This window comes from Bradyrhizobium cedriense, from assembly GCF_054602315.1.
On record NZ_JBTSWB010000004.1, the window covers coordinates 741,564 to 758,835 of the forward strand.

The following is a 17,272-nucleotide window of genomic DNA, read 5'->3' on the forward strand; positions in this document are numbered from 1 at the left end:
GTCCCTCCTGCCAGAGTCGCCGCCAGCCTGCTCTTATTGCGCGCAAACTCCGATGTGAATGTCTGAAATGAGTCATTGACGTCGTCTGGCGATGCGTCCGTCATTTCCGGTCAAGCCGTAATTGCCGTCGTCGGCATGGTCCAATAACCGGCATCATCACCGCCGCGCCGTCTGGACTCCGCGATTTTGAAGAGGAGCCTTCGGGAAACTCCTTGTGATATTGTGATCAGATGCAGCTTGTTTTTATCTATGGGCAAGTCGCTTCAGGGAAACTGACTATCGCGCGCCAGCCCGCATAATGTTGGTCGGGCTACGTCTCGGAAGCGGATATCCGCGCGCTCTGGGTGGACGTAGCCCGCGGGCCAATAACGACCCGGGGCGCATCACAGATTTTTCAGCAAGCGCTGATGGAGCGTTGCGGCATTGGGCTGCCGAGCGACCCACTCCAGGTTACGTTCGCCATCGATCTTCACCCAGAACGTACGCGTAGGCGCATCGCTCCCATCAAGTGAGTTGAAAGTGCATGACGTCCTTTCGAATGATTGCACCGATGGAGTCCTGAGCCTGGTAGTCGATGAGCGCGATATACTGAACCGGCGGCTTCTTCGCGGTCTGGATCATAACCTTTCTCGTTGCTTCAGCTACGGCCCGCTCCGGCTCGGCGAAAAATTCGTCCCACGTGATCGATCTTCTGGAGTCGTCCAGGCCAATCCGTTGATAGGTGGAGGGAACCGCCAGCCGCTCCTGGATTGCCTTTTCACAGGTCTGCACAAACTGAGAGGTGAACGGCGGATAGCCGCGGACATGAGCATAACCGAGAACAGCGACACCGAGGACTAGGAACGCTGCGATGGCAAGCTTGATCTTCATCTATGGCTCTTAAAGGTCTTTGCCGGCTTGGCGTTGAGTGATGGACAGTAGGCAGCACACTCTCAATCACGCATTTGCAGGCGCTGGCGATGAAAGACAAAGATCATCACGCCATTCACAACAATAACACCGTAGAAAACGACGGCCGCGTATTCAGCGGGAGCCTGAAGAAAAATCATTACAAAGAGCAGGACGATTGCCCATCCAGCGTTAATCATGACTCTTTTGAACAGCGCTCCATGGGTTGGAACACCTGCGAACCAGTCGCTCACGAAGTACCACAAACTCATACGGCTCTCATTGCGGCGAGCTGCAATGGATGGACCGACTCCCGTACTCGAACGAGTATTAAGCGTGCATTAATCGGCGCGCACAACCCGCGAATCCGAATGTGCCACTTTGTCGCTGGCGGTCGCGACGACCACCCGGTTCTGATTTCCCATGGGCCAACGACCGCCATGGGTTCACAAGCGGCGGTCAAAGTGAGCGCTGCCTAGCGTCTGGTGCACCGCTGATAGCCGACACCGCGATGGTCTCAGCCTTGTTCGGCTAAGGGCCGAAGGCGGACATACAGACGGTCTGAATTGGCCGTTATTGCACTGTCAACCCTCCCAGAAGGCGTGTAACCTTCTCGTGCCTACCTACGCGCGCTCGACCACAAGCTGCGAACCGGAAGGAATTGTTCAGATGTTCACGAAACGCGATCTGCTTCGCTCTGCTGCGATGACCGCACTCGTCGCCACGACGGCGAAGTCGACCCCAGCAATTTCCCAGGATAAAGCCGAATGGCCCAGTCTGTTAGAGGCCAAGGACATCGCCGAAGAAGGCTTCATCTACGGTCTACCGCTCGTGATGTATTATGCAGTCATGCAAGAGTTTGCCGTTGACAAGAACTCCGGGCAGTTCAAAGCGCCGTTCAACGAAATCAACAGCCTGCACCATGTCGCCACGCCTGAGGATACGGCAGTCATCACGCCCAACAGCGACACCCCTTACTCGTTCATCTGGCTAGATTTGCGTGCCGAACCGATGGTTGTCTCGGTGCCAATGGTGGAGAAGGATCGCTATTACGCGGTCCAACTCATCGACGGCAACACCTACAATTTTGGCTATATTGGCACTCGCGCCACGGGGACCGAGGGTGGCGACTATCTGGTGGTCGGCCCCGACTGGAAGGGTGTAGCACCCACTGGGATCAAGAAGGTTTTTCAATCGACGACGCCGTTCCCGCTCGCGCTTATCCGCACTCAACTCTTCAACCCCGGCGATATGCCGAACGTCGAGAAAGTGCAGGCCGGCTACAAGGCCCAGCCGCTTTCCACGTTCCTTAAGCAACCCGCCCCGTCCGCCGCCCCGAAGATCGATTTCGTTTCTGCCAACACCGCCGGGATCAAGGAGAACTTCTTCCAGTATCTCGATGCTGCCCTGCAATACGTCCCGGAGACGCCAAGGGACAAGGCGATCCGCGCGAAACTTGCGAAGATCGGCATCGGCCCTGGCAAGACCTTCGAGTTCAAGGACTTATCGCTCGAACACAAAGCCGCAATCCTGGTGGCCATGAAGCAGGGCGACGACAAGGTCGACAAATGGTTGGCCAGCGGAAACAAAAACATCAATGGCTGGAACGTCGGCTCGTTCTTTGGCGATGAGGCGTTCTACAATAGTGATTGGGTGATGCGGGCTGGGTCTGCCAAAGGTGGTCTCTTGGGCAACGATGCCGTAGAAGCAATGTACCCCTATACCCGAACCGACGCGACAGGTGAGCCGCTCGACGGCAGCAAGCACAAGTACGCAATCACCTTCGCACCCGGCCAGTTGCCGCCAGTGAATGCGTTTTGGTCAGTTACGATGTACGATGGCAAGAGCCAGCTTTTGGTCAAGAACCCGATCAATCGCTACCTCATCAACTCCCCAATGTTACCAGCGATGAAAAAGGACGCAGACGGATCGCTGACGCTGTACATTCAAAAGGAAAGCCCGGGCGCGGATAAGGAGGCAAATTGGCTTCCAGCACCGGATGACAAAATTTATCTCGTGATGCGCCTATACTGGCCTAAACCTACGCCACCTTCGATACTACCGGCGGGCGAAGGGACGTGGCGGCCCCCCGGCGTGAAAAGGGTCTCATAGAAGACGCAGGTCGCGACGTCCTCCTCCGGTCGTTGCGATGATATCGGTTCTCGTGTTGTCCGCTTCGGGTCACAGGCCGCCTATCCGGCTAAGACGGCTGACTTCCTACTGCCTTGGAAACCCGACTTCCATGAGCATCCTGAACCAGGATAGGAGGGCCACTTTGAGCGCGGTGCGCGCGAGGCAAGGGCTGGTGCGGTTGTCTCGGAGAAAGTTGCTGGGCTGCCAGGTGAACCGGCGATCAGAAACGCGATCCCCTGCAGCGAGTCGAACAGGTGAGGAACAGTATGCGGGCGGATGCGGTGTACGCTCGAGGATGTCGATACCGAAACGCTGAGGGGCTCGCCCTCTCCCACGTTTCGCGATGATGCCATGATGCGCCTGTTTTGCCCGACGATGCAAGGTTCGTAAAATCAGGAAAATGCGCGTCGCTTTTCGAAAGGCTATGGGCAATCAGCAAGCCGAGCCGCGGTGACCGGACATCGCAAGCTCATCGCGCCGTAAGTCATTGATCTTGCTGACCCCGGCTACTGTGCATGGGGTTGTTTCGACATTTTGTCTTGGAGGTGCGACAGCGCCACGCGGAATCTGGCCTGATCCGGCTCCCACCGCCTACTTCATCACCCGCAGGCCCTTGGTCGTGAAGCGTTGCGTTTTGCCGCCCGGCCGCATTGGTCGCTTCGTGCCGGCGGCCTTGCCGGTGCCTGGCGGCTGGTGCGCGGGCACGAGCTGGTGGGGTTGCGAGCCGATCAGGTCGGCGCGGCCCATCTCCTTCAGCGCTTCGCGCAGCACCGGCCAGTTGTCGGGGTCGTGATAGCGCAGGAACGCCTTGTGCAGGCGGCGCTGGCGCAGGCCCTTGATCGCCTCGACCTTGTCGCTGCCGCCGTGGCGCACGCCGCGCAAGGGATTGACGCCGGTGTGGTACATCGCCGTCGCGGTCGCCATCGGCGAGGGCAGGAAGGTCTGCACCTGATCGGCGCGGTAGCGGTTCTTCTTGAGCCACAGCGCGAGGTTCATCATGTCCTCGTCGGTCGTGCCCGGATGCGCCGCGATGAAATAGGGGATCAGGTAATACTTCTTGCCCGCCTGCTCGGCGGCGGCGTCGAACATCCGCTTGAAGCGGTCATAGGCGCCGATGCCCGGCTTCATCATCTTGTCGAGCGGCCCGCGCTCGGTATGCTCCGGCGCGATCTTCAGATAGCCGCCGACGTGATGGGTGACGAGCTCCTTGATGTATTCAGGGCTCTCGACCGCGAGGTCGTAGCGCACGCCGGACGCGACCATCACCTTCTTGATGCCCTTGGTCTCGCGCACCTTGCGATAGAGCCGGATCAGGTCGTCATGCGAGGTGTTGAGGTTGGGGCAGATCTCGGGGAAGACGCAGGACGGCCGCCGGCACGCGGCCTCGACCTTCGGGTCCTTGCACGCCATCCGGTACATGTTGGCGGTGGGGCCGCCGATGTCGGAGATGACGCCGGTGAAGCCGGGCGTCCTGTCGCGGATCTTCTCGATCTCGCGCAGGATCGAGCCCTCCGAGCGGTTCTGGATGATGCGGCCCTCGTGCTCGGTGATCGAGCAGAAGGTGCAGCCGCCGAAGCAGCCGCGCATGATCGTGACCGAGAACTTGATCATGTCCCAGGCGGGGATTTTGGCTTCGCCGTAGGACGGATGCGGTGCGCGCGCATAAGGCAGGTCGTAGACCGCGTCCATCTCCTCGCTGGTCAGCGGGATCGGCGGCGGGTTGAGCCAGAGATCGCGATCGCCGTGACGCTGCACCAGCGGCCGCGCATTGCCGGGATTGCTCTCCCGGTGCAGCACGCGCGAGGCGCGGGCATAGGCTTCCTTGTCCTGCTCGACCTGTTCCAAGGCCGGCAGCCGGATCACGGTCGGGCCTTTCGTCCGCGACGCGGCCTCGTCGGCGGAATCGAGATCGTCGGCGTGCAGCTCCGTGTAGTCAGCCGGGACCTTGCGGAACAGCGCGACGCCCCTGATGTCGTCGAGCTCGCGTGGTGCTTCGCCGGCGGCGAGCCTTTGCGCCACCTCGACGACGGCGCGCTCGGCATTGCCGTAGAGCAGGAGGTCCGCCTTGGCGTCGGCCAGCACCGAGCGGCGCACCTTGTCGGACCAGTAGTCGTAGTGCGCGATCCGGCGCAGCGAGGCCTCGATGCCGCCGAGCACGATCGGCACGTCCTTGAATGCCTCGCGGCAGCGCTGCGCGTAGACGATGGTGCAGCGGTCCGGCCGCTTGCCGCCTTCGCCGCCGGCCGTATAGGCATCGTCGCTGCGGATGCGGCGGTCCGCGGTGTAGCGGTTCACCATCGAGTCCATGTTGCCGCCGGTGACGCCGAAGAACACTCTTGGCTTTCCGAGCGCCTTGAACGGCTCGGCCGAATGCCAGTCCGGCTGCGCGATGATGCCGACGCGAAAGCCTTGCGCCTCGAGCAGCCGGCCGATGATCGCCATGCCGAAGCTCGGATGGTCGACATAGGCGTCCCCGGTCACCAGCACGATATCGCAAGCGTCCCAGCCGAGCGCATCCATCTCGGCGCGGCTCATCGGCAGGAATGGCGCCGGCTTGCGCGGCTGCGCCTGCGCCATCAGCGGCTTGGCGGCGGTGATCATCTGGGTGTCCATGGCGCCTACGCATAGGACCCCGGGCCTGCAAATTCAACCGATCGCTGTGCCGCCACGCCGATTGTGATGACCTGTGCGACTGTGACACGGTCCAAACACCGATCGATTCATGCCGTCGCCGGGATCACTCCGGTGAGCGGCGGGTTCCGTCCTCGATCGGATATCGGCCATACGCCATAGGAACCAACCGTGCCTGCGAACATTCTGGTCGAGGGTTCGACGTGGGCCCGGGTCGCGCGCGCCTCCGTCATTTCGGCGTTCGCGACGTCGCCTCTGCGATGGGGGAGCTGTGAGCACGGTCATAGAGAACTTGCTGTTGCGGAAGCAGAAGCTCGTCGAACAGCTCGAGAAGGCCCCGTCGGTGGAGGATCGCGACCAGATCGAGCACCAGCTCGACCAGATCAACACCGCGCTGGATTTTCTCGACAGGCAGGCGCCGAAAGAAGAGCGGTAGGCCCGCTCAATCCACTTGCAGCGCCTTCGCATAGACCAGCCCGGAGTTGGTGATGTGCGTCGTCATCTGGCTCTCGAAGGCTGCGAACTCGCCGCGTGCGAATAGATCGAGCAGCCTGTGATGCTCGTCGAAGGACGTGCGGGTGCGCACGTCGATCGGCGATGTCAGATTGGTGCGGAGCGCGGCGACGCGGCCGGAGACGAGCTGGTAGGCTTCTGCGAGATAGCGGTTGCCGCAATGGGCGAACAAGGCCTCGTGAAAGGCGGCGTCGGCGCGGCCATAGGCGATGTTGTCTCTTGCCGCGACCGCCGGCTCCATCGCCGTGATCGCTGCGTTCATTGCCGCGATCGCCCCTTCGCGATCGTGGCGGAAGGCGAGTTCGGCCGCCTTGGGCTCCAGCGCGATGCGGAAGGTGCAGAGCGCATTGATGTCCTCCGCGCTCGGCGTGAACACGAAGCTGCCGACCTGCGGCCGGATCACCACCAGGCCCTGCGCCTGCAACAGCCCCATCGCCTCGCGCACCGGCGTGCGGCTGACGCCGAAGGAATTCGCCACCATCTCTTCGGAGATGGCAGCGCCCAGCGCGAACTCGCCGTCGATGATCGCCTGGCGCAGCCGCTGCATCACCCGCTGCGACAACGATTTCGGCGTATCGAGCTTGAGCGATCGCATGATGCTGTCAGATCACCTTGCCGGGATTGAGCAGGTGATCGGGATCGAGCGCCGCCTTCAGCGTCCGCATCAGCGCGATCTCGCTCTCGCTCCTGGCATGGCCCAGCCACTGCTTCTTCAGCGTGCCGATGCCGTGCTCGGCGGAGACGCTGCCGCCCATGTCGCGGACGAGCCCGTAGATGATCGCGTCCATCGCGTCCTTGGGCTGCTGCGCCACGGAAAGGCCGGTGACCCAGGAGACGAGATGCAGATTGCCGTCGCCGATATGACCGTAATAGACGCTCTCGCAGCCCTTGATGCCGGAGGCCAGCGCCGCCTTGCAGCGCGTGACGAATTCGTCCATGCGCGCCACCGCAAGGCCGATGTCGTAGGAGATGTGCGGCCCAAGCACCTGGCCGAACTCCGCGCAGATGTCGCGCACCCGCCAGAAGGCTTGCGTCTGCGCCAGCGACTGCGCGACAGCAGCGTCGGCGAGCAGCCCGCGTTCCATCAGCTCTTCGAGCCAGCTCTGGAAGCGCGGTGCGTCCAGGCTCTCGTCGGTGCCCTGCGCCTCGACCAGCACGTAGAGGCCGTGACCTGGCGCGACCGGCGGCTTCACCCCGGCGCGCGTGGTGATCACGTCCCAATAGTCCGGCCACATCACCTCGAAAGCCGACAGCAGCGGCCCCAGTCCGCTGCGCGCAGCACCGAGCAGTGCGACCACCGCGGCATAGTCCTTCAGCGCGCAGAGCGCCGCCATGGTCGAGCGCGGCTTCGGAAACAGCTTCAGCACCACGCGGGTGATGATGCCGAGCGTGCCTTCCGAGCCGATGAACAGATGCTTCAGATCGTAGCCGGCATTGTTCTTCATCAGCTTGTTGAGGCTGGTGATGATGGTGCCGTCGGGCAGCACAACCTCCAGGCCGAGCACCAGCTCGCGCGTCATGCCGTAGCGGATGACGCGGTTGCCGCCGGCATTGGTCGAGAGATTGCCGCCGATGGCGCAGGAGCCGCGCGAGCCGAGGTCGAGCGGAAAGAAGAAACCTGCCTCGTCCGCAGCCTTCTGGATCGTCTCCAGCGGCGTGCCCGCCCTGACCGTCATCGTCGCGGAGGCGCGGTCGATCTCCTCGATCCCGGTCATGCGCTCCAGCGAGATCGCGACCCAGCCGTCTTCAGGCGACGCGCCGCGGCACAGCCCGGTCAAACCGCCCTGCGGCACGAAGGGAAGCCGGGCCTGCCGACAGGTCGCAATCGCATCCGCAACGCCCTGCGCATCGACCGGCCGGATCACCGCAAGCGGCGTCTGCGGCAGGCTCGCGCTCCAGTCGTTGCAATTGCGCGCGGGCACGTCGCGGCCGGTCAACACCGCAGCTTGCCCGAGCTTGTCGCGCAGGGCGCCGAGCAACTGATCGGGCCGCCCCGTGGGGGTCACCATGTCCATGCGAGACCTCCTCATTATTTCGGCTGCGCCCAAGGCGGGGATTTGCGTTAGTCTTGTATGTAAGGTACAACGTAGAAAGTAAAGCAAAAACAGGATCCCGCCAAGTCCGGAAGACCGTTGGGGGTCAGCGGCTTAGCTCAGGGCGGCAGCAAAGGGCGATGTGATGACGGAGGCAATTCGCGGGTTCTGGGTGGCATCGGCGACGCCGCTGGCGGCTGACGGCAGTGTGGATTTCGCCAAGCTCGCCGCCCACGCCAGGCAGCTCTTCGGCAAGGGCGTCGATGGCGTCGTGCTGTTCGGTACCACGGGCGAGGGCACCTCGTTCAATGTGGGCGAACGCGTCGCGACCGTCGAAGCCATGCTCAAGGCCGGCGTTGCGCCGGAGCGCATCGGAATCGGCGGCGGATTTCCCGCGATCACCGACAGCATCGCATTGACGCGCGCCGTGCTCGGCCTCGGACTGCGCCACGTGCTGCTGCTGCCGCCCTATTTCGACCGCAGCGTCACGCCCGAAGGCATCGAGGATGCCTTTGCGGCGATCATAGACGGCGTCGCCGACGATCGGCTGCGCGCCTCGCTCTATCACATCCCGCAGGTCTCGGGCGTCGCCATCCCGACAACGGTCGCCGCGAACCTGCGCAAGCGCTACGGCAAGCAGGTCGCAGGCCTGAAGGACTCCAGCGGCGACTTCAAGCAGTTCAAGGCGTTCCGCGCGGCCGCGCCGGAGCTCGCCATCACCGTCGGCAACGAGGCCGACATCGCCCGCGCCATCGCCGCGGGCGGCGCCGGCACCATTTGCGGCATGGCCAATGTCGTGCCGGAGCTGGTGAAGGCCATGGTCGACGGCAAGGAGGTCGAGGCACGCATGCAGGCCGCGATCGACGCCGTGGTAAAGACGCCCTCTCCGGTCGCGACATTGAAGGCCATCCTTGCCGCGCAAACTGGCGATACAGGCTGGCTGCGCGTGCGCCCCCCGCTCCGCGCGTTGTCGGACGGCACCGCGGTCAAGCGGAAGCTCGACGTGTTGACGGCGCCTGCTATCGCGTAGAATCGGGACGCATGTCGCGAATTCGCGTGCTGCGTGCAGCGCTCAGTGCGGTGGCAATTGAAGATTGTGGATCGGCCCCGATCCGCTCTTAGAACGATTCAATACTAGAGCGATTCAAGTCCGCTCGCAGTTCCGCTCGCGCGCTGTGCCTGTTAGACGCGCCAGCTTCAATGCTGCGTCTGATCTGGAAGTGAATCGAACGTGCGTGCTCATTTGGATGGCCGCTGCGCCAGCGGCCGCCGTCACCGTGCCGGCAAGAGCCGTGCAGGTCTTCTCATCGGAGCGGCTGTGCTGCTCGCCGAATGTCCCTCCAACATGACGGCCGCGCAGGCGCAATCCGCGCTGCCGCCCGTGACGGTGGATGCGCCGGTGCAGCGGCCGAAGCCGGCACGGGCATCGGACCAGTCGTCACGCCGCACGCAAACCGTCGTGCGCCAACGTAGTCGTAGTACCGCACCCGCAGCGCCGACGCTCTCGGAGCGAGCGGCCGCGGAGGCCGCCGCACAACAAGCCGCAAAGCTCGGCTACCGTGCGATGCCGAACGCGACCACGCTGCGCAGCGGGGCCTCGCCGCTCGACACCTCGCAGGCCGTCAATGTCGTGCCCGAGCAGGTGCTGAAGGATCAGCTGCCGCGCAACATCGACGATGCGCTCGCCAACGTTTCGGGCGTCACCCAGACCAACACGCTCGCCGGCACCCAGGACGCCGTGATCCGCCGCGGCTTTGGCGACAATCGCGACGGCTCGATCATGCGCAACGGCATGCCGCTGGTGCAGGGCCGCAGCCTCAATCCCGCGGTCGAAAGCGTCGAGGTGCTGAAGGGGCCGGCCTCGCTGCTCTACGGCATCATGGATCCCGGCGGCATCGTCAACACCATCAGCAAGCGGCCCGAGCTGTATCAGCACGGTTCGGTCACGTTGCTCGGCTCGACCTACGCGAACAATCGCAGCGGCGCCGACGGCCTGCTCGACGTCACCGGCCCGATCGGCGATCAGGGTCTGGCCTATCGATTCATCGGCTATGGCATCAGTGAGGATTACTGGCGCAATTTCGGCCGGCACCGCGAGATGCTGGTCGCGCCGTCACTGGCCTGGTATGGAAAGGACACCACGGTCCAGCTCAACTACGAGCACCGCGAGTTCATCTCTCCGTTCGACCGCGGCACGGCGTTCATCAACGGCACGCCGCTGGCGATTCCGAAGACGCGCCGGCTCGACGAGCCCTACAACAACATGTGGGGGACGTCCGACCTGATCCAGGCTTCGGTCGAGCATCGCATCAATCAGGACTGGAAGCTCTTTGCCGGTTACAGCTACAACACCGAGACCTTCAGCGCGAACCAGCTCCGCATCACCGGCGTCAACGCGAATACCGGCGTCGAAACGCGCAGCAATGACGGCACGCAGGGCTCGCTGAGCAATTCCAGCTACGGGACGTCCTACGTCTCGGGCGGGTTCTGGCTCGGCGACATGCGCAACGAGGTGCTGTTCGGCGGCGACGGTCAGTATCGCACGATCTACCGAGACAATCTGATCCGGCAGGCGACCCCGTCCTTCAATGTCTACAACCCGGTCTACGGTTTGATCGGGCCGGGCACGACGGTTTCGAATAGCGACAGCGCCCAGACCGACAAGCTCGGCCAGTGGTCGCTGTTCTTCCAGGATACGCTGCATCTGACCGAGCGGTTCGCGCTGGTCGGCGGCGTGCGTTACATGGATTACGACCAGTTGGCCGGGCGCGGAAAGCCGTTCAAAACCAACACCAATGTCTCAGGGGATGCCGTACTCCCGATTGGCGGCGCGATCTTCAAGCTCACCGACGAGCTTTCGCTCTATGCGAGCTACACCCAGTCGTTGAAGCCGAACTCGACTATTGCTCCGCTCAGCAATGGCGGCGGCGTGGTGCTCGGATCGGACATCGCGCCCGAGGAGGGTACGCAATACGAGACCGGTCTCAAGTTCGATCTCAACAAGCGCCTCTCGGGTACGCTCGCGGTTTACGACATCGAGAAGAGGAACGTGCTGGTCAGCCAGCTCAACACGGCAACCGGCCTCAACGTATACACCGCAGCCGGCAAGGCCCGCTCGCGCGGTGTCGAGCTCGACGTCACCGGCCGGCTCTCCGACCATTGGAGCATGATCGGAAGCTATGGTTACACCGATGCGCGCGTGACCGAGGATCCGACATATGCCGGCAAGCAGTTGCAGAACGTAGCCATGAACACGGCCTCGCTGTTTCTGGTCTACGATTTTGGGACGATGCTTCCCGGTCAGCTCAGGCTCGGCGGCGGTGCCCGCTATGTCGGCGACCGGCCCGGCGATGCGTTGAACACATTCGTGCTGCCGTCCTATGTCGTCGCCGATGTCTTCGCGACCTATGAGACGAAGCACCAGACGCTGCCCGTCATCTATCAGCTCAACGTCAAGAACCTGTTCGACACGCTCTATTACACCTCCGCCCAGAACAATTTGGGCGTCGCCCTCGGCGATGCGCGACGGGTGTCGCTGTCGGCAACGGTGAAGTTCTAGCGATGACTGCGCGGATCGGGCATAAGGTCAAGGCAGCCCTGCTCCAGATCCATTCCGTCGCGGGCCTCGTGCTCGCGCTGCTGCTGGCCCTGATCGCCCTGACCGGCGCGATCATGAGCTTCGAGGATGAGATCGTCGATCAACTCAACGCTGGGATCATGCAGGTCCCACCGCGTCAAATGCCGGTGCTGATGCCGGATGACCTGATCGCCCGGCTGAAGGCGGTGCAGGATGTCGGCAAGGTCTCGGCCCTCACGCTGTCGAGCGATCCGGCGGCGGCGGTCCATGTCCGCTTCGCGCGCGACGACGAGGGCAGCCGGCCGGGCTCGCTCTACGTCGACCCCCATGACGCGCGCGTGCTGGGTTCGCCGCGCGGCGAGGCGTTCTTCGCGACCGTGCGCAAGCTGCACCGTTGGCTGCTGATCCCCGGCGATGCCAAGGGTTGGGGGCGTCCGATCACCGGCACCATCGCGCTCGGCCTGATCGTCATGCTGGTTTCTGGCCTCGTGCTGCGCTGGCCGCGTCGCGCGAGCAGCGCGAAGATGTGGCTGAAGCCGAACCTCGCGCTGAGCGGCCGCGGACTGCACCGGTCGCTGCATGCGGTGATCGGCACCTGGGTGCTTCCGGTCTATCTGGTGATGACGCTCACCGGGCTATGGTTCTCCTTCGAATGGTACAAGGACGGCGTGACCTGGCTGTTGGCGCGTCCTCACGTCACCGCAGCGAAGATGCCCGCAAAGTCGCCGCGAACGGCCGACCGTCCAGGGACAGCGCAGCCGATCGGATTCGATCAGGCATGGACGACGTTCCAGCGCCAGGAGGGTGGCCGCTTCTCCAGGGCCCTGCTGACGCTGCCGGCTGGCTCTGGCACTGTGATACGGATCCGGTCGTGGGGGAAGGACAGGACACTCGAGACCACACGCGATGAATTTCGCATCGACGCGGTCACCGGGCAGATGGTCTCGGCTGAGCGCTATGACGACAAGACATTCGGCGAGAAGATCATCGCGGCCATCTACGACATCCATCGTGGCGCGATCCTTGGATGGCCGGGCAAGCTCGCGTTCATGATCGCCGCGGTCCTCATGCCCCTGTTCTCGGTTACGGGAATCCTGCTCTATCTGTCGCGCCGCAAGCTGCGGCGCCCGGCGCAGCCGCCGCTCGGGCGGCTCGTTCCCGGTGAGTGACAGCGATGCGGTAACCGCCGCGCGAGTCGCCAATAGCTCATTCGCCGCCGACGCAATGAAGCCTATCGCGCGCAGCTAACCGGAGCGACTTGTCTGAAGCCTCGCCAAATGGTTCCATTGGCGAAGAGCAAGCGAAAGTCATGGTGATCTCGATGGCCCGATCCGACTGAGACGAAATCGAAGAGACGGCGCGGCCCGGGGTGCTCGTCACACGCAGTGATCTGCCCGTGCCGCTCGCGCACCCGGCGCGGAGCTTCTTCGGCGGGCTTCCGAAGTTGCCCCCGCAGTTCGATTGGCCGACAGCAGAGGTCACGGCAAATAGAACATCGGAAATAGTTGCGCTTACATTTGTGGCTCAGATTGACCTGGCTGAAGTGCCCGGGGCCGGCTGGTCGCCACTTCCGGCGCGAGGCACCCTTTATTTTTTCTGTAGTTCTGTGTTTGTTGGCGAAGGACATCCACCTCGTCGCGTACTGTATTGCCCGACGGACGGTGGCGTGTATCCCGACCGCGCGCCACCGCCAGACCTGATGCCGCTGGCAGGCACCGACGGCGATTCCCAGGTCAGATGGCTCGATCCCAACCTCGATTTTCATTCCAGGGTTGAGTTCAAGTATCCGATCTCCTTCCGGCTATTCCGCGACTTCTGGTTCTGGGAGGACGCCATCGGAGGGGAGCTTATGGTCAAAGAATTGTGTAAGGCGCTGGGTCCGGGGGAGCCGCACGAGAATGATCTGCTTAAATTCCGAGTTGCGTCCAAATACGAAAAAGACGAGGACTGGCCCTTCAACTGGCTCCTGATCAATTATGTGGTTCGGTCGGTCCTGTCGCACGTCCAAGGCGATCTGACGCGCGGATATTATGACGAGCCGCTCACCGACGAAGCCACTGTTGAATTGAAGCGGCTTTGCGCTGGTGCAATCGGGTGGCTCGAGCGCGGTCGGGCGCGGACGCCGATGGATGGCGTCGATCCGGACACAAAAGCAGCCTTCAGGTTCTGGTGGTTCGACGTCGTGCGAGCCTACAAGAAGCTGGACGGGCAGGTGAGCACATATGTGTTCACAATCGCGGGCGACCTCGGCAACGCCATCAACCATACGATCCGTTGCATGGCGACTCAGGATGTCGATATTTCCGACCGCGCCCCTTCCAAATACGTTGCGAATTTGGCGCGGCAGAATCACTGGAAGACGCCAACCGAGGGCGATGGCAAGTACCGCCACTTCAGAACAGCGCTTCATCAGATGCTAGGATACGGCAGCGGCCCGCAAGATGCGACCGAGGAGCACTTGGAGGACGTGTTGTTGCTTCAAATTCAGGGTGATCTCGCCTTCCTCAATTGGCACAATGATGTCGGCTGTGTGCTTCATTTCTGGATCGGTCGGGATGCTCTTGCTCAACACGACTTCTCGCAGGTCGTTGCCACGTACCAGTGCGACTAGCCTGATCTCTGGGCGATTCTCCTGCCCTCCGATATCGCTAGCCAACACCAGCGCAATGGTTCAAAAGCTCCTGGCCCTGTTTCCAAGGTCCATGCGATGAAGCTTCCCACCGTCACGCCCGCCGACATCCGCCGCGCGCTGCTGCTGCGCGAGGAGATCGCGCTGCTCGACCTCAGATACGAGGCCGCTTTCGCGATCGGACATCCGCTGTTCGCCGCCAACATGGCCGTGGACCGGATCGCGGTCGAGGCCGAGGTCAGGCTGCCGCGCAAGGATGTCGCGATCGTGCTCTATGACGACGGGGAGGCGCTGGTCACGGGCGGCGCCGAACGTCTCGCCGCGCTCGGCTACACCAATGTCAGCGCACTGGACGGCGGGCTGAAGGCCTGGCGCGCGGCGGGCTTCGAGGTTTTCGAGGACGTCAATTCCTACTCGAAAGCGTTCGGCGAACTGGTCGAGTCGCGCCGCCACACGCCTTCGCTGAGCGCCGACGAGGTCGCCAAGCTCATCGCCGACAAGGCCAACATCGCCATTCTCGACGTCCGCCGCTTCGACGAATATGCAACCATGAACATTCCGGGCTCGGTCAGCGTGCCCGGCGCGGAGCTGGTGCTGCGGGCAGGGCAAGCCGCGCCCGATCCCGAGACGACGATCATCGTCAACTGTGCCGGCCGTACCCGCTCGATCATCGGCACCCAGTCGCTGATCAATGCCGGCGTGCCCAACAGGGTGCGTGCGCTGCGCAACGGCACCATCGGCTGGACGTTGGCGCGGCATACGCTTGGCCATGGCGCGGACCGACGCGGTGAGATCGGATCGTTCGAAGGCGGCCATGCCAATGCCCGTGACGTCGCCTATCGCGCCGGCGTCCGCCATATCGGTGCGAACGAGATGTCGGCGCTTGCCGCGCAGGCCGATCGCACGCTCTATCGCTTCGACGTGCGCGATGCCGAGGAATACGCGGCCGGCCATCTTCCCGGTTTCCGCCATTATCCCGGCGGCCAGCTCGTCCAGGAGACCGACATGGCTGCGCCCGTGCGCGGCGCGCGCATCCTCCTGACCGACGACAAGAACGTCCGCGCCGACATGACGGCGTCCTGGCTGGCGCAGATGGGGTGGGAGGTCTATGTGCTCGAAGGCGGCTATGACGGCGCGCTCGAGATCAGCCCGCCGCACGTGTTGCCGAAGCCGGATCCGGCACAACGCTACCGGCGGCCCTACGAAGGGACCGATGTGGCCGAAGCTGCAATGCAGGCCTATCTGGATTGGGAGTACGGCCTGGTCGAACAGCTCCGCCGCGACGGCACGCATGGGTTCTACGTGATCTGATGCCGACCACGGGAGGGAGCCCGTCTCCGTCCCCCGAAATGGCCGATCCAGCGACGGCCCTCGATGGCCGGCGGCCCTGAGGCCAGCCCGGGTGTGCCTTCGAAGCTCCCGCCGCGGTGCTTTCGCACCACAGGCCTCAGGATGACGGAGTTGCTGACGCAAGCGTGACGCTCCCGCCATCTTGTCCCCGTATCCAAGCCCTATTGTGCTGCGCGTCGCCTGCGGTCTAAGAGCTGCGGCAAAGCTGCAACTTACGGAGAGACTATGTCAGCCCCAGGCCAAGGCCCCGAGCGGAATGCGAAGGCGCTGCTCCTCGAAGGCGTCAATGACAGCGCCGTCGATCTGTTCAAGAGCGCGGGCTTTGCCAATGTCGAGCGGCTGACCAAGGCGCTGGATGGCGAGGATCTGCGGCGCGCGCTCAAGGGCGTGTCGCTGCTCGGGATCCGCTCGCGCACCCAGATCACCGATGAGGTGCTCGCCGCCGCCGACCAGCTTCTCACGGTCGGCTGCTTCAGCGTCGGCACCAACCAGGTCGATCTTTCGGCGGCGCGCAAGCGCGGCATTCCCGTCTTCAACGCGCCGTTCTCCAACACGCGCAGCGTCGCCGAGCTCGTGATCGGCGAGATCGTGATGCTGTTGCGGCGGATCTTTCCGCGTTCGGTGTCGGCCCACGCCGGAGGCTGGGACAAGTCGGCGACCGGCAGCCGCGAGGTGCGCGGCCGCACGCTCGGCATCGTCGGCTACGGCAATATCGGCTCGCAGCTCTCGACCCTGGCCGAAGCCATGGGCATGCGCGTGATCTATTTCGACCGCACCGACAAGCTCCGCCACGGCAACACCGAGCCGGTCGAGAAGCTCGAAGAGCTGCTGGCGCAGAGCGACGTCGTCAGCCTGCACGTGCCGGAGACGCCGGAGACCGCAGGCATGATCGGCGAGAAGGAGCTGCGGGCGATGAAGCCGGGCTCGTTCCTGATCAACAACAGCCGCGGCACCGTGGTCGATCTCGATGCGCTTGCGCGCGCCCTGCGCGACGGTCACCTCGCCGGCGCGGCGGTCGATGTGTTTCCGGTCGAACCGTCCTCGAATTCCGATCGCTTCAAGAGTCCCATTCAGGGCCTCGAGAACGTCATCCTCACCCCGCATATCGGCGGTTCGACCGAAGAGGCGCAGGAGCGTATCGGCGGCGAGGTGGCGCGCAAGCTGGTCGACTATTTCATCACCGGCTCGACCATGGGCGCGGTGAATTTCCCCGAGGTGCAATTGCATCTTCGCCCCTCCGGCGCGCGCTTCAGCCATGTCCATCGCAACGTGCCGGGCATGCTGCGGCGGCTGAACGAGGTGTTCCTCCAGCGCGACATCAACATCGCCGCGCAATATCTGGAGACCGCCGGCGACCTCGGCTATGTCGTGCTCGACGCCGATCTCGGCGGCCAGGACTCCGGCGAGCTGCTCCAGCAGATCCGCTCCCTCGACGGCACCGTCGGCGCGCGGCTGGTGTTCGAGCACTAGAGTCTTGTTGACGGGCTTCAGGAGGTTGCATTCAATGCGGTCTCCTGA

13 protein-coding genes and 1 pseudogene are annotated in these 17,272 nt (G+C 63.4%); 9 read left to right on the forward strand and 5 right to left on the reverse strand.

Going from position 1 to position 17,272, the window contains the following annotated elements; all coding sequences use genetic code 11:
- Positions 1-504 precede the first annotated feature (504 nt).
- Together ACYCVF_RS20105 and ACYCVF_RS20110 are read right to left on the reverse strand one after the other, a co-directional pair.
- Positions 505-870: a hypothetical protein gene (locus ACYCVF_RS20105; protein ID WP_459599230.1), complete on the reverse strand. Its 366-nt coding sequence runs from the start codon at positions 868-870 to the stop codon at positions 505-507.
- Between the two features lie 62 nt (positions 871-932).
- Positions 933-1,160 carry a hypothetical protein gene (locus tag ACYCVF_RS20110; RefSeq protein ID WP_459599232.1) on the reverse strand — a complete coding sequence of 76 codons (228 nt, stop codon included), beginning with the start codon at positions 1,158-1,160 and terminating at the stop codon, positions 933-935.
- Between the two features lie 397 nt (positions 1,161-1,557).
- Here ACYCVF_RS20110 and ACYCVF_RS20115 point away from each other — a divergent pair, with 397 nt between their 5' ends.
- Positions 1,558-3,000, forward strand: coding sequence for a DUF1254 domain-containing protein (locus ACYCVF_RS20115; protein WP_459599234.1), 1,443 nt, complete (start codon positions 1,558-1,560; stop codon positions 2,998-3,000).
- Between the two features lie 612 nt (positions 3,001-3,612).
- Here the strand turns inward: ACYCVF_RS20115 and ACYCVF_RS20120 are convergent.
- On the reverse strand, positions 3,613-5,634 hold the full coding sequence (locus ACYCVF_RS20120) for a YgiQ family radical SAM protein (protein WP_459599236.1): 2,022 nt from the start codon (positions 5,632-5,634) through the stop codon (positions 3,613-3,615).
- A gap of 289 nt (positions 5,635-5,923) precedes the next feature.
- Between ACYCVF_RS20120 and ACYCVF_RS20125 the strand changes: the two genes are divergently transcribed.
- The gene (locus ACYCVF_RS20125) at positions 5,924-6,088 is read left to right on the forward strand and encodes a hypothetical protein (protein WP_459599238.1); all 165 of its coding nucleotides are present in this window, start codon (positions 5,924-5,926) and stop codon (positions 6,086-6,088) included.
- A gap of 6 nt (positions 6,089-6,094) precedes the next feature.
- Here the strand turns inward: ACYCVF_RS20125 and ACYCVF_RS20130 are convergent, their stop codons facing one another.
- Positions 6,095-6,760: a GntR family transcriptional regulator gene (locus ACYCVF_RS20130; RefSeq protein WP_459599240.1), complete on the reverse strand. Its 666-nt coding sequence runs from the start codon at positions 6,758-6,760 to the stop codon at positions 6,095-6,097.
- Between the two features lie 7 nt (positions 6,761-6,767).
- A complete protein-coding gene (locus ACYCVF_RS20135) occupies positions 6,768-8,180 on the reverse strand; it encodes an FAD-binding oxidoreductase (RefSeq protein ID WP_459599242.1) in 1,413 nt (470 codons plus the stop codon).
- A 163-nt stretch (positions 8,181-8,343) separates the two neighbouring features.
- On the opposite strand from ACYCVF_RS20135, the gene ACYCVF_RS20140 reads away from it, so the two are divergent.
- From ACYCVF_RS20140 to serA, 7 genes and pseudogenes are all read left to right on the forward strand, one after another.
- A complete protein-coding gene (locus tag ACYCVF_RS20140) occupies positions 8,344-9,228 on the forward strand; it encodes a dihydrodipicolinate synthase family protein (RefSeq protein WP_459599244.1) in 885 nt (294 codons plus the stop codon).
- 201 nt (positions 9,229-9,429) lie between these two features.
- Positions 9,430-11,757, forward strand: coding sequence for a TonB-dependent siderophore receptor (locus ACYCVF_RS20145; protein ID WP_459599246.1), 2,328 nt, complete (start codon positions 9,430-9,432; stop codon positions 11,755-11,757).
- A gap of 2 nt (positions 11,758-11,759) precedes the next feature.
- Positions 11,760-12,944 (forward strand): PepSY-associated TM helix domain-containing protein, encoded by a 1,185-nt coding sequence (locus ACYCVF_RS20150; RefSeq protein WP_459606598.1) that lies wholly within the window; start codon positions 11,760-11,762, stop codon positions 12,942-12,944.
- Positions 12,945-13,171: 227 nt separating this feature from the next.
- A pseudogene (locus ACYCVF_RS20155) lies at positions 13,172-13,366 on the forward strand (DUF1963 domain-containing protein); the annotation flags it as partial.
- 75 nt (positions 13,367-13,441) lie between these two features.
- Positions 13,442-14,386: a DUF1963 domain-containing protein gene (locus ACYCVF_RS20160; RefSeq protein WP_459599698.1), complete on the forward strand. Its 945-nt coding sequence runs from the start codon at positions 13,442-13,444 to the stop codon at positions 14,384-14,386.
- Positions 14,387-14,482: 96 nt separating this feature from the next.
- On the forward strand, positions 14,483-15,715 hold the full coding sequence (locus ACYCVF_RS20165) for a rhodanese-like domain-containing protein (protein ID WP_459599250.1): 1,233 nt from the start codon (positions 14,483-14,485) through the stop codon (positions 15,713-15,715).
- A 264-nt stretch (positions 15,716-15,979) separates the two neighbouring features.
- A complete protein-coding gene (serA, locus tag ACYCVF_RS20170) occupies positions 15,980-17,224 on the forward strand; it encodes a phosphoglycerate dehydrogenase (RefSeq protein ID WP_459599252.1) in 1,245 nt (414 codons plus the stop codon).
- The last annotated feature ends 48 nt before the right edge of the window (positions 17,225-17,272 follow it).